This window comes from Streptomyces sp. NPDC101225, assembly GCF_044767585.1.
In the GTDB taxonomy this organism is placed as follows: Bacteria; Actinomycetota; Actinomycetes; order Streptomycetales; family Streptomycetaceae; genus Streptomyces.
Genome location: NZ_JBIWOE010000053.1, coordinates 16175 through 36341, shown reverse-complemented (window position 1 = coordinate 36341; position 20167 = coordinate 16175). Strand labels below are relative to the sequence as shown.

The following is a 20167-nucleotide window of genomic DNA, read 5'->3' as shown; positions in this document are numbered from 1 at the left end:
CCGACAGGTGCCGGACGAGCTCTACTCGATGACGAGCTCGACGTCGATGTTGCCGCGGGTCGCGTTGGAGTACGGGCAGACCTGGTGGGCGGTCTCCACCAGCTTGCGGCCGGTCGGCTCGTCCACGGTGTCGGGCAGTTCGACGCGGAGGGTGACCGTGAGGCCGAAGCCCTCGCCCTGCTTGCCGAGGCCGACCTCGGCGGTCACAGCGGCGTCGCTGACGTCGACCTTGGCCTGGCGGCCGACGAGGCCGAGGGCGCTGCCGAAGCAGGCGGCGTATCCGGCGGCGAACAGCTGCTCCGGGTTCGTGCCCTCCCCGTTGCCGCCCAGCTCCACCGGCGGGGCCAGCTTGACGTCGACCTTGCCGTCGTTGGTGAAGGCTCGGCCGTCCCGGCCGTGGGTGGCGGTGGCGACAGCGGTGTAGAGCGCGTCCATGGAAACCATCCCTCTCGAAGTCACGTTCCGGCGGCTCTTCCGCGGCCGCCTCACGACCATAAGTAGAGCACACAATTCAATTGTGCACAACTAAATGGTCCCGCGGGAGCTACCCTGGTTCCATGTCCACCACGCCCGACGCCCCGGCCACCGACTGGCTCCGGCTCGACCAGCAGATCTGCTTCTCCCTGAACGCCGCGTCCCGCGCCTTCGGCGGCGTCTACCGCGTCCTGCTCAAGGACCTCGGCCTCACCTATCCGCAGTACCTGGTGATGCTGGTGCTGTGGGAGCACGGCGACCTGCCGGTCAAGAAGCTGGGCGAGCATCTGCGGCTCGACTCCGGCACCCTCTCCCCGCTGCTCAAGCGGCTGGAGGCGGCCGGCCTGGTCCGGCGCGAGCGCAGCACCCGGGACGAGCGCTCGGTGGAGGTGGGGCTGACCGCGGAAGGCACCGCCCTGCGTGGGCGGGCGGAGCAGGTGCCGCGCCGCATCGCCGCCGCCACGGGCTTCGACGTCGGGGAGATCCGTCAGCTGCGGGCCCGGCTCGACGAGCTCACCAGCGCGCTGGACGCGGCCGCGGTGTCGTCGGAACCGGCGTAGCGGGCGCCGGCGCGGCCCCGGACCCGGCCGCGCGGTGCGCCCCCGGCGCGGCCGCCGCACGCGCCGGGCGGCGGACGTAGAGGCAGAAGGCCACCCGGCCGCTGACGTACTTCCCCCGGGCGGTGAACCGCTCCTCCACGACCTGGAGTTTGACGCGGTCGGTCGGGTTGCCCGGCCGCCGGTCCGAGTTCAGCATCCTGGAGTCGGCGACGACCCACAGGCGCTTCAGGCCGACCAGCTTGCGCCGCAGTTCCGCCGGAGTGGTCTCCAGGCCGCTCAGCGTCCCCGACCGCGGCCCGGACTCCGTCAGGGCGATGTCGCGGGCCTCCCGGAACCCCTTCGGATACGTCAGCGCGGCGAGCCGCCAGCTCGACGGCAGGTACAGGACGGGGTCGCCGGGGCGGATGTCGCGGGCCGCGACGGCGGCCACGGCCGCGAGGTTCTCGGGGCGGTGGGCCGGGGAGCGGTCCTGCCGGTACAGCGGGAGGCACTGGACGAAGGCGGCGGTGACGGCGAGGACGCCGGTGAGCGTGCCGAGGCGGCCGGGGCGCGGCCGCGGGCCGCCCGGCCGCAGCCGCGCCAGGAACACGACCACGCGGTCGGTGCCCGCGGCGGCCAGCAGCGGCGCGCCCGCCAGCGCGTAGAGCACGTAGCGCTCGTGGAACAGCGGCCGGTACTGCGACACGGAGATCAGGATCGCGGGTGGCAGCACCAGCAGCGGCAGCGCGACCACCGCCGTGCGCCGGGCCGTGACCCCGAGCGCCACCAGGGCGACGCAGACCCAGAACACCACGCCCGCCGGTCCGGCGGCGAAGTCCCGCACCAGCTGTTCCACCTTGTCCCAGTCCGGCGCGACCAGCCACGAGACCTGGCCGGACTGCCGCTGCGACACCCACACCACCGGCAGTACGACGACGCCCACGAGCCCGGCCGCGCGCAGCCAGTCGCGCCACACCGTCCGCGGCGCCCGCGCCAGTCCCAGGGTCGTCGCGTGCGCGCACAGGGCGAGCACGACCAGCTCGTGCAGCACGGAGGTCAGCGCGAGGAGGCCGCCGTACCGCCACCACCAGCCCGGACGCGGCCGCCCCTGCACCACCGGCACCAGCAGCAGGGTCGCCCCCACGACCCCCGCGGAGACGAGGGCGTACGACCGCCCCTCCTGTGCGTAGTGGCCGGTCAGCGGGGTGATCGCGTAGATCAGGCCGGCCCACAGGCCGACCCGCGGCCGGGCCAGCCGTACGCCCAGCGCCGCGACCAGGCCGGCCGTCGCGGCCGCCCCGCACACGGACGGCAGGCGCAGGACGACCTCGCCGGGGTGGACCGCGAGCACGAGGTGCATGGCGAGGTAGTACAGGCCGTGCACCGCGTCCATCCCGTGCAGCAGCTGCCAGATCTGCGGCACCGAGCGCCGCCCGACCAGGAAGGTGACGCTCTCGTCGCCCCACATCCCACCCCGGTCGAGACCCCACAGCCCGATCGCGAGCATGACGGCCGTGGGGACCGCCACGGCCACGGCCTCCGTACGCATCCGCCGGCGGTTCGCCCGCCCCGCCACCTCGATCAGCACACGGCTGATTTTGGGCGGTAGCCATGCTCTTGCCATGGATTGACGGTGTTTCAGACGCTGCACACCATTCGCCCGGCTTACCATCCGGTGTGATGAACGCAGTGACGACCACCGTGACGACCGCCGTCCGGAAACACCGCCTCCTCGCTCTCGGCGGCGCCTGGCTCGCCACCCGGGCCCTGATGCTGTGGCTGCTCGTCCACAACGCCGCCCCCCTGCTCGGCCGGGGTTCGGTCGCCCGCGAGGTGTCGCGTCTCTACCAGCACTGGTACGGCGTCCTCGCGCAGGGCGCCTTCCCCGCGCACGACCCCCTCTGGCAGTACCCGCCGGGCGCGGGCCCGGTGCTGCTGTCGCCCGCGCTGCTGCCGGGCCTGACGTACTTCCAGGCGTTCGTGGCCCTCACCCTCGCCGCCGACGCGGCCATCACGCTGGCGCTGACCGGGGCCGGCACCCGCCCCGGCCGCACGCTCCTCGGGGCCGCCCTGTGGATCGGCGCCCTCCCGCTTCTGCTGCACATGCCGCTCGTCCGCTACGACGTGCAGGTCACGGCGCTCGCCGTCCTCTCCCTGCTGGCGCTGCCGCGCCTGACGCGCGCGTACGGGGCGTTCGCGGCGCTCGGCGCGCTGGTGAAGGTGTGGCCGGCGCTGGTGCTGCTGGGTGCGCCGCGAGGGCGGGCGACGCGTTCCGCGTGGACCTGGGCCGCCGCCACGGGCACCGCGGCGCTCGCCCTGCTCACGGCCCTGTTCACCGACCCGCTCGCGTTCCTGGAGGAGCAGGGCGGGAGGGGCGTGCAGATCGAGTCCCTCGGCGGCACGGCGCTCGCGCTCGCGACGCACGCCGGGTGGCCCGGGCAGGTCCGCTACCAGTACGGCTCGCTGGAGTTCACCGGCCCGCACGTCCGGACCGTCGCGCACCTGATGCTCGCGCTCACGGCGGCGGCCTTGGCGCTGCTGCTCCTGTGGCGGCTGCGGGCCCGGCACTGGACGCCCGCGACACCGTTCGACGCCGCGCTGAGCGCCGTGCTCCTGTTCACCGTCACCAGCCGGGTGATCAGCCCGCAGTACATGATCTGGCTGCTGGGCGCGGCGGCCGTGTGCCTGACCTCGCGGCACACCGTGCAGCGGCCGGTGGCCGCCCTGGTCGTCGTCGCCACCGCGATCACCGCCGTGGCCTATCCCGCCCTGTACTCCGAGGTCAGGGAGTGCACCTGGACGGGCTGCGCCCTGATGCTGGCCCGCAACGGCCTGCTGGCCGCGGCAGCCGTCCTGTCCCTCACCCGGCTGTGGCGCTCCACCGCCACGCCGCCGCCGGCCCCGCCGCGGCCGCACCGCGCGCCCCCGGACACCCAGGCAGTTCCCGCCGCCGTGCACGCGTGACGCGCCCGCCTGCTTCACTGATACCGGCCTCAGGGGGACACCGCACATCACAGGCCAACTGACGAGGGGACGGCCGCACATGACCTGGCTGATCACCGGCGGCGCCGGCTACATCGGGGCGCACGTCGTCCGCGCGATGACCGCGGCGGGCGAGCGGGCCGTGGTCTACGACGACCTGTCGACGGGCATCGCCGAGCGCGTACCGGACGAGGTGCCGCTGGTGACGGGGTCGACCCTGGACGGCGAGGGGATCGCCCGCGTCCTCGCCGACCACGAGGTCACCGGAGTCGTGCACCTGGCGGCGAAGAAGCAGGTGGGCGAGTCCGTGGATCTTCCCCTGCACTACTACCGGGAGAACGTCGAGGGCCTGCGCGTGCTCCTGGAGGCGGTGACGGCGGCCGGTGTCGCGTCGTTCGTCTTCTCCTCGTCCGCGGCCGTGTACGGCATGCCCGACGTGGACCTGGTGACGGAGCGGACGCCGTGCGCGCCCATGTCGCCGTACGGGGAGACCAAGCTGGCCGGTGAGTGGCTGGTCCGCGCGACCGGCCGGGCGACGGGCCTCGCCACGGCCTCGCTCCGCTACTTCAACGTGGCGGGCGCGGCGGCCCGCGAACTCGCGGACGTCGGCGTCCACAACCTCATCCCCATGGTCTTCGAGAAGCTCACCGAGAACGCGCCCCCGCGCATCTTCGGCGACGACTACCCGACCCCCGACGGCACCTGCGTACGCGACTACATCCACGTGGTCGACCTGGCCGAGGCCCATGTCGCGGCCGCCCGCGCCCTGCGCTCCTCCCCCGGCCGCGACCTCACCCTCAACATCGGCCGCGGGGAGGGCGTGTCCGTCCGCGAGATGATCGACCGCATCAACGCCCTCACCGGTTACGACCGCCCGCCGACGGTCACCGCCCGCCGCCCCGGCGACCCGGCCCGCGTCGTGGCGTCCGCCGACCGCGCCGCGACGGAACTGTCCTGGACGGCGAAGCACGACGTCCAGGACATGATCACGTCGGCGTGGGAGGGCTGGGTCCGGCTGCATCCGGAGGCGGCGCGGGGCTGAGCGCCCAGGAGCCCTGCGGCCGGCCGCGGACGGGTGCGTGCTCCTGGACGGCGGTCAGCGCGAGTTCGCCGGCCTGCTCGGGGTCACCCGGGTCACCGCCAACCGGGCTCTCGCGCGCCCGCGCCGCGACGGTCTCGTCGGGCCGGCCCGGGACGGCGGGATCGAGATCCTGGCACCGGCGCCGCCGGCCCCGCCGCCCGGTCAGAGCGCCTTGACCGCCGCCGCCGTGGCCCGGGCCAGCGACGCCAGGTAGCCCTTCGGCAGCCTGGGGCTGCGGATCACCACCGAGCGCCAGTACAGGGGGCCGGAGACCAGGTCGAGGGCGAGCTCGTCGTCGAACCCCTCGCGGATCTCGCCACGCTGCTCGGCGGCGACCAGGATCTTGCTGGCCACGCCCTCCTGGCCCTCGCGCAGGGTCTTCTGCATGGCCTCGGCGATCTCGGGGTTGCGGGCCGCCTCGGCCTGCAGGTCCGGGATGATCTGCGAGGCCACGGGGTGCCGCAGGGCCCGCGAGGTGACCTCGTACAGCAGCCGCAGATCGCCCTCCAGGCTGCCCGTGTCCGGCGTGGGCAGGCCCATCACCGCGATCGCCGAGACGACGTCGAGCACCAGATGCAGCTTGGAACGCCAGCGCCGGTACACCGCGGTCTTGCCGACGCCCGCGCGCCGCGCGATCCCCTCGATGGACATGCGTGCGTAACCGACGGCCGCCAGCTCCTCGAAGACGGCGGCCCGGATGGCCTCCGTCACGTCCTCCCGGAGTACGGCCGCACCGGCGGGAGTGCGGCGGCGCGGACGCGTCTGGGGCTCGTCGGCGTTCGTCGTCATGCGACCAGCATAGGGGCGTGACGACGAAACGGTTGCGTTCCGACGTCGATCGGGCCTACGCTCACGTTGCGACGATACGGTCCCGTCCCGACGTAAAAGAACCTCAACGGAAGCGTAAAGAAACGCCTCCCCCCGAGCGAAAGCAGCGGATGTGAGCCAGGTCCTCCACACACCGCCCCCGTCGCCGGCCCCGGCCGACGACGACCTCGCGGCGCTGGCCGCCCGTCATGGCCTCTCGGTCAGCGGCGCCCGCCCCTCCCTGCCCGCGTACGTCCGGCAGCTGTGGGCCCGGCGCCACTTCATCACCGCCTTCGCCACCGCCAAGCTCACCTCGCAGTACAGCCAGGCGAAGCTCGGCCAGGTCTGGCAGGTCATGACCCCGCTGCTGAACGCGGCGGTGTACTACTTCATCTTCGGTGTCCTGCTGCACACCAAGAAGGGTGTGCCGGACTACATCCCGTTCCTGGTGACGGGCGTGTTCATCTGGACGTTCACGCAGAGCTCGATCCTGGCGGGGACGCGCGCGATCTCCGGCAACCTCGGCCTCGTCCGCGCCCTGCACTTCCCCAGGGCCGCGCTGCCGATCTCCTTCTGCCTCCAGCAGCTGCAGCAGCTGCTGTTCTCCATGGCCGCGCTGGTCGTGATCCTGCTCTGCTTCGGCGTGCCGGTCGCCTTCTCCTGGGTGCTGGCGTTCCCCGCCCTGGTGCTGCAGTTCGCCTTCAACGCGGGCGTGGCGATGATCATGGCCCGGATGGGCGCCAAGACGCCGGACATCGCACAGCTGATGCCGTTCGTGCTGCGCACCTGGATGTACATCTCCGGCGTGATGTGGAACATCGACAAGCTGACCGGCAAGGGCAGCGGGCTGCCGTCCTGGGTGGCCCCGGTCCTCAAGGCCAACCCGGCCGCCGTCTACATCGACCTGATGCGCTACGCCCTGATCGACAGCTACCACGCGAAGCAGCTGCCGCCGCACGTGTGGGCGCTCGCGACCGGCTGGGCCCTGCTCGCCGGCGTCGGCGGCTTCATCTACTTCTGGAAGGCTGAGGAGACCTACGGCCGTGGCTGATCACGCGAACGACCCCCGCATCCCGACCGTCGTCGTGGACGGCGTCGACATCGTCTACCGGGTCAACGGCACCGGCGCCGGACGCGGCTCCGCCACCGCCGCGCTCAACCGCATGCTGCGCCGCGGGCACGCCGAGCGGGCGGCGGGCGTACGCACCGTGCACGCCGTCAGGAACGTCTCCTTCGTCTCCTACAAGGGCGAGGCGATCGGCCTGATCGGCACCAACGGCTCCGGCAAGTCGACCCTGCTGAAGGCGGTCGCGGGCCTGCTGCCGGTGGAGAACGGCCATATCTACACCAATGGCCAGCCCTCGCTGCTCGGTGTGAACGCGGCCCTGATGGGCGACCTGACCGGCGAGCGCAACGTCTTCCTCGGCGGCCTCGCGATGGGCATGTCCCGCGAGGAGATCAGGAACCGCTACCAGGACATCGTCGACTTCTCCGGGATCAACGAGAAGGGCGACTTCATCACCCTCCCCATGCGGACCTACTCCTCGGGCATGGGGGCCCGGCTGCGCTTCTCCATCGCCGCCGCCAAGGACCACGACGTGCTCCTCATCGACGAGGCCCTCGCCACCGGCGACCGGTCCTTCCAGAGGCGCTCCGAGCAGCGCATCCGCGCCCTGCGCGAGCAGGCGGGCACCGTGTTCCTGGTCAGCCACAACAACAAGTCGATCCGCGACACCTGCGAGCGGGTCCTGTGGCTGGAGCGCGGCGAACTGCGCATGGACGGCCCCACCGAGGACGTCATGAGGGAGTACGAGGCGTTCACCGGCGACAAGCGCGACAAGACCCGGCCCCGGCCGAAGGCGGCCGCGCCCAAGGTGCCGCAGCCCAGCTGAGCAACCGCGCACGAAGGGGGGCGCCCCGAGCCGTCCGGCCCGGCGCGCCCCCCTTCCGTCGCCCTTCGTGTCCTGTCGCCCTCGTCGCCGCGGGACCTACGAGTGCGTGCGCAGCAGCGTCCGCATCGTGCGCATGGCCACCGACAGGTTGGCGAGGTCGAACGTCTCCGAGCCCTGGATCTCGTCCAGCGTCGTGCGCGCCCGGCCCAGGATCGCGGCGTTCTTCTCCTGCCAGGTCTTGAAGCGCTGCTCGGGGGTCGAGGCGCCGTTGCCGACGGCCAGGACGTCCGAAGTGAGCGCCGCGTGGGCCGCGTACAGGTCCTCGCGGATGGAGGCGCGGGCCATGGACTGCCAGCGGTCCTCGCGGGGCAGCTCGATGATGCGGTCCATCAGCTGGGTGATGTGCAGCCGGTCGGCGAGGTCGTAGTACACCTCGGCCACGTCCATCGGCTCCTTGCCCATGCGGTCCGCGATCGAGACGATGTCGAGCGCCGGGAAGGCGGAGGAGAACCCGGCCACGCGCGTGGCCAGTTCGTCCGGGACGCCGACGGCGGTCAGCTCGTCGTAGATCTGCTGCCACCACTCGAGGTCCGCGCCGCGCAGCAGCTTGGTCAGCTGCTGCCAGACCTGCTCGACGCGCTCGGCGAAGAAGTCGACCGTCTCGGCGAGCTGGAGCGGCTGCGGCCGGTTGTTGAGCAGCCAGCGCGTGCCACGCTCCACCAGCCGCCGCGAGTGCAGCCGGATACGGGTCTGGACGTCCGCCTCGACCCGGTTGTCGAGCGCCTCCACCGCGTCCCACACGGGGGACGAGCAGAAGATCCTGCGGGCCGCGGTCTGCGCCCTGACGATCTCCTCCAGCGAGGCGCCGGTCTCCTCGCGCAGCCGGTGCAGATACGTCGTGCCACCGGTGTTGACCGTGTCGTTGACCAGGACGGTCGTGGTGATCTCACGGCGCAGCGGATGGCTGTCGATCCGCTCCCCGAACTCGCTGCGCAGCGCCGTCGGGAAGTAGGCGTGCAGCAGCCCGCGCAGGTACGGGTCGTCCGGCAGCGAGGTGTGCAGCAGCTCGTCGGCGACCGTGATCTTCGTGTACGCCAGCAGCACGGCCGTCTCGGGGCCGGTCAGGCCCTGGCCCTGGGCGAGGCGCTCGCGGATCTGGCGGTCGGTGGGCAGGAACTCCAGCGCCCGGTTCAGATGGCCCTCGCGCACCAGGTGCTTCATGAAGCGCTGCTGGGCGTGGAGCATGTCCTTCGACTGGGCCAGCGCGTTGGCGATCGCCGTGTTCTGCGCGTAGTTGTTGCGCAGGACCAGGCTGCCGACCTCGTCGGTCATCTGGGCGAGGATCTTGTTGCGCTGCTTGACGGTCATGTCGCCGTCCGCGACCAGGCCGTTGAGCAGGATCTTGATGTTCACCTCGTGGTCCGAGGTGTCCACGCCCGCGCTGTTGTCGATCGCGTCCGTGTTCATCTTGCCGCCCTGGCGAGCGAACTCGATCCGGCCGAGCTGGGTCAGGCCCAGGTTGCCGCCCTCGCCGACGACCCGGACGCGCAGGTCGGCGCCGTCGACGCGGATCGGGTCGTTGGCCTTGTCGCCGACGTCCGCGTGGGTCTCGGTGGACGCCTTCACATAGGTGCCGATGCCGCCGTTCCATAGCAGGTCCACCGGCGCCAGGAGGATCGCCCGCATCAGGTCGGCGGGGGTCATCTTGGTGACCTTGCCCTCGATGCCGAGGGCCTCGCGGATGTGCGCGTTGACCGGGATGGCCTTGGCGCTGCGCGGGAACACGCCGCCGCCCGTGGAGATCAGGTCCGTGTTGTAGTCGGCCCAGCTCGATCGGGGCAGCTCGAAGACGCGGCGGCGCTCGGCGTAGCCGGTGGCCGCGTCCGGGCTCGGGTCGATGAAGATGTGCCGGTGGTCGAAGGCGGCGACCAGGCGGATGTGCTCGCTCAGCAGCATGCCGTTGCCGAACACGTCACCGGACATGTCGCCGATGCCGACGACCGTGAAGTCCTCGCTCTGGGTGTCCACGCCCAGCTCCCGGAAGTGCCGCTCGACGGACTCCCAGGCGCCACGGGCGGTGATGCCCATGCCCTTGTGGTCGTAGCCCGCGCTGCCGCCGGAGGCGAAGGCGTCGCCGAGCCAGAAGTTGTAGCTGCCCGCGACCTCGTTGGCGATGTCGGAGAAGGTCGCGGTGCCCTTGTCGGCGGCGACGACGAGGTACGTGTCGTCCCCGTCGTGCCGGACCACGTCCTGCGGCGGCACGACCTCGCCGGCCACCATGTTGTCGGTGATGTCGAGCAGCGCCGAGATGAACGTCCGGTAGCTGGCGACGCCTTCGGCCAGCCACGCGTCCCGGTCCACGCCCGGGTCCGGCAGCTGCTTGGCGACGAAGCCGCCCTTGGCGCCGACCGGCACGATGACGGTGTTCTTCACCATCTGCGCCTTCACCAGGCCGAGGATCTCGGTACGGAAGTCCTCGCGCCGGTCGGACCAGCGCAGACCGCCGCGCGCGACCTTGCCGAAGCGCAGGTGCACGCCCTCCACCCGCGGCGAGTACACCCAGATCTCGTACGCCGGGCGGGGCGCCGGCAGGTCCGGGATCGCCTGCGGGTCGAACTTCATGGAGACGTACTCGTGCGGCTTGCCGCCCGCCGCCTCCTGGAAGAAGTTCGTCCTGAGCGTCGCCTTGATGACGGTCAGGAAGGACCGCAGGATCCGGTCCTCGTCGAGCGAGGCGACCTGGTCGAGGGCCGCTTCGACCTCTTCGAGCAGGGCGTCGACGATCTCGTGGCCCGCACGCTGGCGGTCCGGCGACATCCGCGCCTCGAACAGGGAGACCAGCAGCCGGGTGGTGTGGACGTTGTTGCGGAGGGTGTCCTCCATGTAGTCCTGCGAGAAGGTGGAGCCGGCCTGCCGCAGGTACTTCGCGTACGCCCGCAGCACCATCGCCTGACGCCAGGTCAGACCGGCGCTGAGCACGAGCGCGTTGAAGCCGTCGTTCTCCGCCTTGCCGGTCCAGGTCGCGGTGAAGGCGTCCTGGACGCGCTCGCGGGCGTCGTCGCCGCCGTAGTCCCCGCTGCCGTTCTGCGCCCGGGGCATGCGCAGGCCGAAGTCGTAGATCCACGCCGTGGTGCGGTCCGCGCACCGCAGTTCGTACGGCCGCTCGTCCGTCACCTCGACGCCGAGCCGGCTGAGGGCCGGCAGCACCGCGGACAGCGAGACGGCCTCGCCCTTGCGGTAGATCTTGAACCGGCGCTCCTCGGGTGCGGCGCCCACCGGCTCGTACAGGCTCAGGGCGAAGTCCTTGCCGCTCCTGGACTGGGCCTCGCTCAGCTCCTCGAGGTGGACCAGGTCGGCGACCGCGGCACGCGGCGTGTGGTCGGCCTTGTAGCCCTCGGCGAAGGCACTGCCGTACTTGCGCAGCAGTTCGGCGGCCTTCTCCTCGCCGCACTCGGCGTTCAGCGCCTCGGCGAAACCGTCCGCCCAGGAGCGCGCGGCCTCCACCAGGCGCGCCTCGATGCGCTCCTTGTCGGTGTCGGACAGCTGCGGCAGCTCGGTGCCCTGCGGGACGCGGACCACGAAGTGCAGCCGGGAGAGGATCGACTCGGTGTTCCAGGCCGTGAAGTCGACGCTGATACCGCCGAGTTCCTCCTTGAGGATGTCGATGATCCGCAGCCGGACGCCGGTGGTGTAGCGGTCGCGCGGGAGGTAGACGAGGGCGGAGTAGTAGCGCCCGTACTCGTCCTGGCGCAGGTAGAGCCTCAGCCGCCGGCGCTCCTGGAGGTAGAGCACGGAGGTGGCGATCGACTCGAGCTCGGCGGCCGGGGTCTGGAAGAGCTCGTCGCGCGGGTACGTCTCGAGGATCTGCAGCAGATCGCGCCCGTCGTGGCTGTTGGGCGAGAAGCCGGCGCGCTCCAGCACCTCCTCGACCTTGCGGCGGATGACCGGAACCCGGCGCACCGACTCGGTGTAGGCGGCGGAGGAGAACAGGCCGAGGAAGCGGCGCTCGCCGACGACGTTGCCGTCCGCGTCGAACTTCTTGACGCCGATGTAGTCCAGGTACGACGGCCGGTGCACCGTCGCACGGCTGTTGGCCTTGGTCAGGACGAGGAGCTTGTGCTCCCGGGCCTTGGCGCGGGCGTCGGCGGGCAGCCGCTCGAAGGACGGGCTGACCGGGTGGCCCTCCTCCTCGGAGTGGTGCGGGTCGGAGCGCAGGATGCCCAGGCCGGTGCCGGGCACGGCGGCCAGCGAGTCGTCCTCGCGCAGCTGGTACTCGCGGTAGCCGAGGAAGGTGAAGTGGTCGGCGGACAGCCAGCGCAGCAGCTCGCGGGCCTCCTCGACGTCCTGCTCGCGCAGGTCGGCGGCGACCGGTTCCGCGGGCAGCTCGTCGGCCATGCGCAGCGCCGCGTCCCGCATCTTGTCCCAGTCCTCGACGGCCTCACGGACGTCGGACAGCACGCGCAGCAGGTCGGCGGTGATCTGCTTGAGGTCGCCGCGGTCGGTCTCGCGGTCGATCTCGACGTGGATCCAGGACTCGAGGTGCGCGTCGTGCGGCAGCTCGCCGCCGTTGTGCTGCGAGGAGAGCACCTCGATCAGCCGGCCGGTGACGTCGCGGCGGACCACGATCTGCGGGTGGATGACGACATGGATGCCGCGTCCCTGCCGCGTCAGCTCATTGGTGACGGAGTCGACGAGGAAGGGCATGTCGTCGGTGACGACTTCGACGACGGAGTGGCTGCACGTCCACCCGTTCTCCTCGACCGTGGGCGTGTGGACCCGTGTGTTGGCCGTGCCCTGGGGGCGGTTCTCGGCCAGCCGGTAGTGCGAGAGCGCTGCCCCGAAGACGTCGACCGGGTCGCGGTCGGTGAGGTCCTCCGGAGCGGTGTGCAGGTAGTAGCGCTGGAGGAACGCGAGCACGGAGTCCCGGTCCGGGGTGCCCTCTTCCTTCGTCCCAGTCGGTAGGTGCCCCCCGACCGGGCTGTTCTCAGCTACCCGGGCGGCCCTTTCGAGCAGCTCGGCCTTGGCTTCGTCCAGCTTGGTCTGCATTGTCCTCTGGCTCCTGTCGCGCGCCGTTGCGTGACGTAGAAGGAAGTACGGCTTCTTCCCCTGCGGTGCGACGCCTCGGCCCGGGTTCTCCGGTCTGCTCCGACGCTATGCCGCAAGGTGAGACGAGCGGGGGGTTATCAGCCATTCTCGACACGACCGGGGAGTGGGACGCCGGTCGCTGCGGCATCCGCTTCCGGGGTGTGCACGGCGTCCTGGGGGCCCCTTCGACCCCGTCCCGCCCGCGAGGACCAGCGACTGCCGCCCGGTCACGGAGGTGGTCCGTGCTCACCGGGCGCGGGGCAGGGGCAGCACTGCCCCCGCGAGATATCGCGCTGATCACGCCACCAGGCTATCGCTCACCCAGGGGGGCCCGTCATGAGCCGTATGTGTACAAAACCAGGGGTCGAACTTTGACACTCTGCACAGGGGCGCGGACCCCACTGTCGTGCGGGTCGGTCACTCCGGCCCGTCATCCGATCCCCCTTGCACGAAAACGACCGGACCTCTTGGCAACGCCGCGCCCAGGAGGCACGTTGCCCAGGACAGCGCATCCGCCCGCCCGAGGGGAGCGGCCCGTCATGGCAGCGAAAGTCCTCATCGTCACCGGCGACGCAGCAGAGTCGCTCGAGGTCCTGTACCCCTACCAGCGCCTCCAAGAGGAGGGATACGAGGTCCATGTCGCGGCCCCCTCCCGCAAGAAGCTCCGGTTCGTCGTCCACGACTTCGAACCCGGCTTCGACACCTACACCGAGAAACCCGGCTACACCTGGCCCGCCGACCTCGCCTTCGCCGAGGTGGACCCCGGTCAGTACGCCGCGCTCGTCATCCCGGGCGGGCGCGCCCCCGAGTACCTGCGCAACGACCCGGAACTGCGCAAGATCCTCAAGTCCTTCTTCGACGCGGACAAGCCGGTCGCCCAGATCTGCCACGGCCCCCTGCTCACCGCCGCGGTCGACAGCCTGCGCGGCCGCCGGGTCACGGCCTATCCCGCGCTGGAACCCGACATGCAGGCCGCCGGCGCCGACTTCCAGGACACCGAGGCCGTGGTCGACGGCACCCTGGTCTCCTCCCGCGCCTGGCCGGACCACCCGAGCTGGATGCGCGAGTTCCTGACGGTGCTGCGCGCGAAGGCACCGGTGACGTGATCCGTCGGCGCGGCGCGATCCGTCGGCGCGGCGGCGCCGGTCACGCCGCCAGCCGCTGCGCCTGCTCCACGGCGTCCGCCAGTGTGTCCACCACCGGCACCCCGACCTCCTCCAGGCTCGCCCTGCTGTGCGAGCCCCCCGTGTAGAGGACGGCCTGCGCCCCGGCGTGCCGCGCGGCGACCGCGTCGTCCGCGGCGTCGCCTATGACCACCGTCCGCACCGGGTCCACGCCGGCCAGCGAGCCGAGGTGGCGCACCATGTGCTCCGCCTTGCTGCCGCCCGAGGGTCCCGTCCGCCCGTCGACGCGTACGAAGTGCGGCTCTATCCCGAACCCCCGCACCAGCGGGACGAGTTCGTCATGCACGTACATGCTGAGGATCGACTGGCTGCGGCCCGCCGACTGCCACCCGGCCAGCAGGTCCGTCGCGCCCGCGGTGAGCTCGCACAGGGCCCGCTGCTCGGCGTAGTACCGGTGGAAGGTCTCGTCCATGACCAGCCACTCGGCGTCCGTCGGCAGCCGGCCCAGGAGCCGCTCGTAGAACTTCGGCACCGGAACGCAGTACAGCGCGCGGTACTGGTCCATCGTGATCGGGTCCAGGCCCAGCTCGGCGAAGGCCGCGTTCGTCGCCCCGATGATCGCGTCGTTGTCGTGGAACAGCGTGCCGTTCCAGTCCCAGACGATGTGCGCCGCCCCTGTCTCGTTCCCCATGCCAGAAAAGTACCCGCCGCCACTGACAGTGAAGAGTTCCGCAGGTCACAGGACGTGTGGGCGGATGGCGGGCGGGGGCGCGGGCAAGCCGGCTGCGAGGCCGGGCCGTGGGCGCGGCGGGGTTATTCCCCGGGTCCCACCAGGTTGGGGATCTCCTGCGTCGCGTACCAGAGCAGCTCGTGGTCCTCGGCCCCGTCGACGACGAACTGCGCGTCGTCGTCCCCGCCGTCCGCCGCGGCCAGCGCCCCGGCCGCGGCGGTCACGTCCGCCTCCGCGTCGTCGAGGTCGACGTGCACGGCGGCCGCCCTGGCCAGCCGGATGGGCCCGGTCACCCGCACCTCGCCGAGCGCGGCCGGGTCCAGGCCCCGGTCGGGGTCGGCGGCGGCCGCGCCGTCGGCCACGTCGACCGCGACCACGACCCGGCGCCGTGCCGCCCCGGGGTCCGCCGCCAGGAGCCGCAGCGAGGCGAGGGCGGCGCGGTTCAGCGCCGCGTACTCCAGCTCCTCGATGTCGTCCGAGAGGTACCACTCGCGCAGGGCGGGCGTGACGGCGTACGCGACGAGCGGCCCCGCTCCCAGCTCTCCCGTCCTGTACGCCTCGGCGAGACCGGAGAGGGTCAGGGGGACGTAGACGCGCATGGCCGCTGCTTTCGTGGTCGGTGGCTGGGCGCTCCACGCGCCGCTCGGAGGGCCTTCAGGATACGTGCGGGGGTCCCCTTTCGAGTCCCCGCCCACCGGCCCGGGAGCGTCCACCCGAGGGCTCGCGACTCACCCGGCCCACCCCCGTGATCATGGGCCCGGACGCCCCCTCCGTCACCCTGATAGGTGAACATCCCGGCCGGCCCGACCCGGGTCCGCGGGTGCTTGCCGCCGCCGTCCTCCGCCCCGTACAAGATCTCCGACAGCAAGTTACCGGCCGGTATCGACCGGCCCCGCCGAACGGGGACGCGCATGCACAAGGTCATGACCAGGGCACAGCACCAGCCGGGCTCCCGCCCGCCCGGCCGCCGCGACGCGCGCCGCCCCGCAGGCGCCCCGCCCCGCACACCGGGCGGCACCCGGACCCGCACCGCGGCGGGCGACGGCCGCCCGCCGCGCGCCCGGACCGACGCCCTCTCCTCCGGCACCCGGCCTGCCGACAGCCGCCCGCCGACAGCCCCTGCCGCGCCGGCCAGGACGCCGGCCGGCGCACGCACCAGGCCCGTGTCCCAGCCCCGCCCCACCGACCTCTTCGCCGAGCTCCTGGTCGCCGTGCTGAGCGGCCTGCGCCCGGTCCACGCGATGCTCGGACACACCGCGGGCCGGGCCTACGACGAGCTGGCCTGGCTCGCCGAACGCAGCCCCCTGCGCGCCCGCGGCGCCCGCCCGGTCGTCCGCGACATCGGCTACTACGAGGCCCGTCCCGGCGCCGTCGAGGCCTTCGCCCGCGTCGGCGCCGGCGACCAGCTGCGGGCCATGGCCTTCCGTCTGGAACGCGGAAGGGACCTCCGCTGGCGCTGCACGGCGGTGGAACTCGGCGGCCCCCGGCCCCCGCGCCCCACCGGCGACGGCTAGGGGGTGCCGCGCAAGGAGCGTCGTCCGCCCGGAGGGCAGGCGGGACTCCCGAAACACGCCCTGGCGGGTGCCGCGGCACGCACGCCGAAGGGCCGGGTCTCCCGTGGGGACCCGGCCCTTCCCGGCCATCACGACGCCGCGGGCGCCGCTGCTCGGTGCCACGGGCGGCCGGCTTCCCGCACCGGCCGCTCCCGCGCCGGCTACTTCTTGCGGCGCCGCCCGCCCCGCGCCTGCTTGCGGCGCTCCGCGCGCGTGAGGCCGTCGGCCTCGGAGCGCACCGGCTCGTCGTCGCCGACGAAGTCGCCCTCGATGGTGCCGCCCTCGCCGTCCACGGTGGGCGCGGAGAAGTGGAGGTTGCGGCGCTGCGGGGCGTCCAGGCCCTTCGCGCGGATCTCCGGACGGGCGCCCGCCTGGGCCGGCACGGCGTCCTGCTTGTCCATGTCGACCGGCGCCGCGTCCTCGACGGGAACCTCCTCGACCTGCTGCTCGACCTGGACCTCCAGGTTGAACAGGTAGCCGACGGACTCCTCCTTGATGCCCTCCATCATGGCGGTGAACATGTCGAAGCCCTCACGCTGGTACTCCACCAGCGGGTCCTTCTGCGCCATCGCGCGCAGGCCGATGCCCTCCTGGAGGTAGTCCATCTCGTAGAGGTGCTCGCGCCACTTGCGGTCGAGGACCGACAGCACGACCCGGCGCTCCAGCTCACGCATGATCTCGGAGCCGAGCTGCGTCTCGCGGCCCTCGTACTGCTCGTGGATGTCGTCCTTGATGGACTCGGAGATGTACTCGGCGGTCAGACCGGCCCGGTCGCCCGCCGCCTCCTCCAGCTCCTCGACGGTGACCTTCACCGGGTAGAGCTGCCGGAAGGCGCCCCACAGGCGCTCCAGGTCCCAGTCCTCGGCGAAGCCCTCGGCGGTCTCGGCGGAGATGTACGCGTCGATCGTGTCGTCCATGAAGTGGCCGACCTGCTCCTGCAGGTCCTCGCCCTCCAGGACGCGGCGGCGCTCGCCGTAGATGACCTCACGCTGGCGGTTGAGGACCTCGTCGTACTTCAGGACGTTCTTGCGGGTCTCGAAGTTCTGCTGCTCGACCTGCGACTGCGCGGACGCGATCGCGCGCGTGACCATCTTGTTCTCGATCGGCACGTCGTCCGGGACGTTCGCCATCGACATCACGCGCTCGACCATCTGGGCCTTGAACAGCCGCATCAGGTCGTCGCCGAGCGAGAGGTAGAAGCGGGACTCGCCGGGGTCGCCCTGACGGCCGGAACGACCGCGCAGCTGGTTGTCGATACGGCGCGACTCGTGCCGCTCGGTGCCCAGGACGTAGAGCCCGCCGAGCTCCTTGACCTCCTCGAACTCGGCCTTCACGGCCTTCTCCGCACGCTCCAGGGCGCCGGGCAGGAACTGGGACCACTCCTCGATGTGCTCCTCGGGGTCGAGGCCGCGCTGGCGCAGCTCCGCCTCGGCGAGGTCGTCGGGGTTGCCGCCGAGCTTGATGTCCGTACCACGGCCGGCCATGTTGGTAGCCACGGTGACGGCGCCCTTGCGGCCGGCCTGGGCGACGATCGTCGCCTCCCGGTCGTGCTGCTTGGCGTTGAGCACCTCGTGCTGGATGCCGCGCTTGGAGAGCTGCTGCGAGAGGTACTCGGACTTCTCGACCGACGTCGTACCGACGAGGATCGGCTGGCCCTTCTCGTGCTTCTCGGCGATGTCGTCGACGACCGCCTCGAACTTCGCCACCTCGGTGCGGTAGATCAGGTCCGACTGGTCCATGCGGATCATCGGCCTGTTGGTCGGGATCGGGACCACGCCGAGCTTGTAGATCTGGTGGAACTCGGCGGCCTCGGTCATCGCCGTACCGGTCATGCCGGAGAGCTTGTCGTAGAGGCGGAAGAAGTTCTGCAGGGTGATCGTGGCGAGGGTCTGGTTCTCGTCCTTGATGTCCACCCCTTCCTTCGCCTCGATCGCCTGGTGCATGCCCTCGTTGTAGCGGCGGCCGGCGAGGATACGGCCGGTGTGCTCGTCGACGATCATGACCTCGCCGTCGATGACGACGTAGTCCTTGTCCTTCTTGAAGAGCTCCTTGGCCTTGATGGCGTTGTTCAGGTAGCCCACCAGAGGCGTGTTCACCGACTCGTAGAGGTTGTCGATGCCCAGCCAGTCCTCGACCTTGCTGACGCCGGGCTCGTGGATGGCGACCGTGCGCTTCTTCTCGTCGACGTCGTAGTCGCCGGTCTCCTCCTCGCCCTTCAGCTGGTTGCCCGCCTCGCCCTTCTTCAGGCGCAGCACCAGCTTGGCGAAGTCGCCGTACCACTTGGTGGCCTGGTCCGCCGGGCCGGAGATGATCAGCGGCGTACGGGCCTCGTCGACCAGGATGGAGTCGACCTCGTCGACGATGGCGAAGTTGTGCCCGCGCTGGACGAGTTCGTCCTGGGACCACGCCATGTTGTCGCGGAGGTAGTCGAAGCCGAACTCGTTGTTCGTGCCGTAGGTGATGTCGCAGCCGTACTGCTCGCGGCGCTGGGCCGGCGCCATGTTCGCGAGGATGCAGCCGACGCTCAGGCCCAGGAACTTGTGGACGCGGCCCATCATCTCGGAGTCGCGCTCGGCCAGGTAGTCGTTGACCGTGATGATGTGGACACCGTCTCCCGACAGCGCGTTCAAATACGCCGGCAGGGTGCTCACCAGGGTCTTGCCCTCACCGGTCTTCATCTCGGCGACATAACCGAGATGGAGGGCGGCGCCGCCCATCGTCTGCACGTCGTAGTGGCGCTGGCCGAGGACGCGCTTGGCCGCCTCGCGCACGGTGGCGAACGCCTCGGGCAGCAGGTCGTCCAGGCTCTCGCCGTCCGCGTAACGCTGCCTGTACTCATCGGTGAGGGCCCGCAGCTCGGCGTCGGAGAGGGCGACGAAATCCTCTTCGATGGAGTTGACCTGGTCCGCGATGCGGTGCAGCTTGCGCAGGATCTTGCCTTCGCCTGCACGCATGATCTTCGAAAGGACGGACACGGGGGTTGGTCTCCTTGCCGGTCGGGCCTGGGACGGTCGGTTTCCATTTGACGTACTGAGCAACGGCCATCGTATGCGAGGACCCCACCAAGCCGGGAGCCTGCCGGGACGACGACCGCAGGAGGCACCTCGCACCGCTTCAAAATCTTCTTCAAAAGGGACAACGGACGGGCCCTGCCGATGGTGCCGCACCCCGCCGCCGAATTACGCGAATTGTGATCACCCGCTCACGCACGGCCAAAAAGATGGCGCCTTCACCGACCGCCCAAGCAGAATCGGCCGATGGAACCCGTGACCCTCACGACCGCCCGCCTGCTGCTGCGCACGGTCGGACCCGAGCACGCCGACGCCGTGCACGCCGCCGCCCAGGACCCCGACATCCTGCGCTGGACCACCATCCCCTCCCCGTATCTCCCGGAGCACGCGCGGACCTTCACCCACCAGCTCGTCCCCGAGGGCTGGACGAACGGTTCGATGCTCACCTTCGGCCTCTTCCTCCCCGAAGGGGAGGAACTGGTGGGCATGCTGGGCCTGACCATGCACTCCCTGAGCGTGGCCGAGATCGGCTTCTGGGGCACCAAGGAGCACCGCGGCAGGGGCTACGTCACCGAGGCCGCCGTCACGGCGTCCCGCTGGGCCTTCACCGACCTGGCGGTCGACCGCGTGGAGTGGCGGGCGGAAGTGGGCAACAGGGCTTCGCGCGCGGTGGCGGAGCGCGCCGGTTTCGTCGTCGAGGGCGTCCTGCGCTCCGCGATCGTCCACCAGGGCGTGCGCCGGGACTGCTGGGTGGGTTCGCTGCTGCCCTCGGACCTGGGCCTGCCCTCGACGGCGCCCTATCTGCCGCCGCCGGGCGCATAGCCGCTCCCCGGCCCTTGCCTCAACACCGGCACCCTCCTCTCGTATGCGCAGGTCGTCGGCGATTGTC

The 20167-nt window shown here is 71.5% G+C and carries 16 protein-coding genes; 9 read left to right on the top strand and 7 right to left on the bottom strand.

Annotated elements, in window-relative coordinates:
- Positions 1–21: 21 nt before the first annotated feature.
- Positions 22–435 carry an organic hydroperoxide resistance protein gene (locus tag ACIRPX_RS40975; protein ID WP_404205077.1) on the bottom strand — a complete coding sequence of 138 codons (414 nt, stop codon included), beginning with the start codon at positions 433–435 and terminating at the stop codon, positions 22–24.
- A gap of 122 nt (positions 436–557) precedes the next feature.
- Here ACIRPX_RS40975 and ACIRPX_RS40970 point away from each other — a divergent pair, with 122 nt between their 5' ends.
- Positions 558–1034 (top strand): MarR family winged helix-turn-helix transcriptional regulator, encoded by a 477-nt coding sequence (locus ACIRPX_RS40970; protein ID WP_404205075.1) that lies wholly within the window; start codon positions 558–560, stop codon positions 1032–1034.
- Here the strand turns inward: ACIRPX_RS40970 and ACIRPX_RS40965 are convergent.
- On the bottom strand, positions 988–2601 hold the full coding sequence (locus tag ACIRPX_RS40965) for a hypothetical protein (RefSeq protein WP_404205073.1): 1614 nt from the start codon (positions 2599–2601) through the stop codon (positions 988–990). The genes ACIRPX_RS40970 and ACIRPX_RS40965 overlap by 47 nt on opposite strands.
- A gap of 92 nt (positions 2602–2693) precedes the next feature.
- Here ACIRPX_RS40965 and ACIRPX_RS40960 point away from each other — a divergent pair, with 92 nt between their 5' ends.
- The 3 genes from ACIRPX_RS40960 (at position 2694) to ACIRPX_RS40950 (ending at position 5290) form a co-directional block, all read left to right on the top strand.
- A complete protein-coding gene (locus ACIRPX_RS40960; protein WP_404205071.1) occupies positions 2694–3977 on the top strand; it encodes a glycosyltransferase 87 family protein in 1284 nt (427 codons plus the stop codon).
- 79 nt (positions 3978–4056) lie between these two features.
- Entirely contained in the window at positions 4057–5037 is a 981-nt protein-coding gene (galE, locus tag ACIRPX_RS40955) for a UDP-glucose 4-epimerase GalE (RefSeq protein ID WP_404205069.1), read from the top strand.
- 37 nt (positions 5038–5074) lie between these two features.
- Positions 5075–5290, top strand: coding sequence for a helix-turn-helix domain-containing protein (locus ACIRPX_RS40950; protein ID WP_404205067.1), 216 nt, complete (start codon positions 5075–5077; stop codon positions 5288–5290).
- Here the strand turns inward: ACIRPX_RS40950 and ACIRPX_RS40945 are convergent.
- A complete protein-coding gene (locus ACIRPX_RS40945; RefSeq protein ID WP_404205065.1) occupies positions 5239–5865 on the bottom strand; it encodes a TetR/AcrR family transcriptional regulator in 627 nt (208 codons plus the stop codon). The two genes, ACIRPX_RS40950 and ACIRPX_RS40945, sit on opposite strands and share 52 nt — an antisense overlap.
- 151 nt (positions 5866–6016) lie before the next feature.
- On the opposite strand from ACIRPX_RS40945, the gene ACIRPX_RS40940 reads away from it, so the two are divergent.
- Positions 6017–6934, top strand: coding sequence for an ABC transporter permease (locus ACIRPX_RS40940; protein ID WP_404205063.1), 918 nt, complete (start codon positions 6017–6019; stop codon positions 6932–6934).
- Positions 6927–7775, top strand: a complete 849-nt coding sequence (locus ACIRPX_RS40935; protein ID WP_404205061.1) for an ABC transporter ATP-binding protein — start codon at positions 6927–6929, stop codon at positions 7773–7775. The genes ACIRPX_RS40940 and ACIRPX_RS40935 overlap by 8 nt, the downstream gene beginning before the upstream one ends.
- A gap of 96 nt (positions 7776–7871) precedes the next feature.
- Here ACIRPX_RS40935 and ACIRPX_RS40930 read toward each other — a convergent pair whose 3' ends face one another.
- Complete coding sequence (locus ACIRPX_RS40930) at positions 7872–12821, bottom strand: NAD-glutamate dehydrogenase (protein WP_404205059.1); 4950 nt, start codon at positions 12819–12821, stop codon at positions 7872–7874.
- Between the two features lie 578 nt (positions 12822–13399).
- Between ACIRPX_RS40930 and ACIRPX_RS40925 the strand changes: the two genes are divergently transcribed.
- Positions 13400–13966 carry a DJ-1/PfpI family protein gene (locus ACIRPX_RS40925; protein WP_404205057.1) on the top strand — a complete coding sequence of 189 codons (567 nt, stop codon included), beginning with the start codon at positions 13400–13402 and terminating at the stop codon, positions 13964–13966.
- A 40-nt stretch (positions 13967–14006) separates the two neighbouring features.
- On the opposite strand, the gene ACIRPX_RS40920 is transcribed toward ACIRPX_RS40925, so the two are convergent.
- Positions 14007–14675: an HAD family hydrolase gene (locus tag ACIRPX_RS40920; protein WP_404205055.1), complete on the bottom strand. Its 669-nt coding sequence runs from the start codon at positions 14673–14675 to the stop codon at positions 14007–14009.
- 122 nt (positions 14676–14797) lie between these two features.
- Positions 14798–15313 carry a DUF6912 family protein gene (locus tag ACIRPX_RS40915; protein WP_404205053.1) on the bottom strand — a complete coding sequence of 172 codons (516 nt, stop codon included), beginning with the start codon at positions 15311–15313 and terminating at the stop codon, positions 14798–14800.
- A gap of 312 nt (positions 15314–15625) precedes the next feature.
- On the opposite strand from ACIRPX_RS40915, the gene ACIRPX_RS40910 reads away from it, so the two are divergent.
- The gene (locus tag ACIRPX_RS40910) at positions 15626–16228 is read left to right on the top strand and encodes an Rv3235 family protein (RefSeq protein ID WP_404205051.1); all 603 of its coding nucleotides are present in this window, start codon (positions 15626–15628) and stop codon (positions 16226–16228) included.
- Positions 16229–16428: 200 nt separating this feature from the next.
- On the opposite strand, the gene secA is transcribed toward ACIRPX_RS40910, so the two are convergent.
- A complete protein-coding gene (gene secA / locus ACIRPX_RS40905) occupies positions 16429–19242 on the bottom strand; it encodes a preprotein translocase subunit SecA (RefSeq protein ID WP_404205048.1) in 2814 nt (937 codons plus the stop codon).
- A gap of 282 nt (positions 19243–19524) precedes the next feature.
- Here secA and ACIRPX_RS40900 point away from each other — a divergent pair, with 282 nt between their 5' ends.
- The gene (locus ACIRPX_RS40900) at positions 19525–20100 is read left to right on the top strand and encodes a GNAT family N-acetyltransferase (protein ID WP_404205046.1); all 576 of its coding nucleotides are present in this window, start codon (positions 19525–19527) and stop codon (positions 20098–20100) included.
- The last annotated feature ends 67 nt before the right edge of the window (positions 20101–20167 follow it).

Bases quoted from the DNA above. Each gene is read 5' to 3' on its own strand.
- ACIRPX_RS40975 (WP_404205077.1), bottom strand. From the start codon at position 435: ATGGACGCGCTCTACACCGCTGTCGCCACCGCCACCCACGGCCGGGAC.
- ACIRPX_RS40970 (WP_404205075.1), top strand. From the start codon at position 558: ATGTCCACCACGCCCGACGCCCCGGCCACCGACTGGCTCCGGCTCGAC.
- ACIRPX_RS40960 (WP_404205071.1), top strand. From the start codon at position 2,694: ATGAACGCAGTGACGACCACCGTGACGACCGCCGTCCGGAAACACCGC.
- galE (WP_404205069.1), top strand. From the start codon at position 4,057: ATGACCTGGCTGATCACCGGCGGCGCCGGCTACATCGGGGCGCACGTC.
- ACIRPX_RS40945 (WP_404205065.1), bottom strand. From the start codon at position 5,865: ATGACGACGAACGCCGACGAGCCCCAGACGCGTCCGCGCCGCCGCACT.
- ACIRPX_RS40930 (WP_404205059.1), bottom strand. From the start codon at position 12,821: ATGCAGACCAAGCTGGACGAAGCCAAGGCCGAGCTGCTCGAAAGGGCC.
- ACIRPX_RS40925 (WP_404205057.1), top strand. From the start codon at position 13,400: ATGGCAGCGAAAGTCCTCATCGTCACCGGCGACGCAGCAGAGTCGCTC.
- ACIRPX_RS40920 (WP_404205055.1), bottom strand. From the start codon at position 14,675: ATGGGGAACGAGACAGGGGCGGCGCACATCGTCTGGGACTGGAACGGC.
- ACIRPX_RS40915 (WP_404205053.1), bottom strand. From the start codon at position 15,313: ATGCGCGTCTACGTCCCCCTGACCCTCTCCGGTCTCGCCGAGGCGTAC.
- ACIRPX_RS40910 (WP_404205051.1), top strand. From the start codon at position 15,626: ATGCACAAGGTCATGACCAGGGCACAGCACCAGCCGGGCTCCCGCCCG.
- ACIRPX_RS40900 (WP_404205046.1), top strand. From the start codon at position 19,525: ATGGAACCCGTGACCCTCACGACCGCCCGCCTGCTGCTGCGCACGGTC.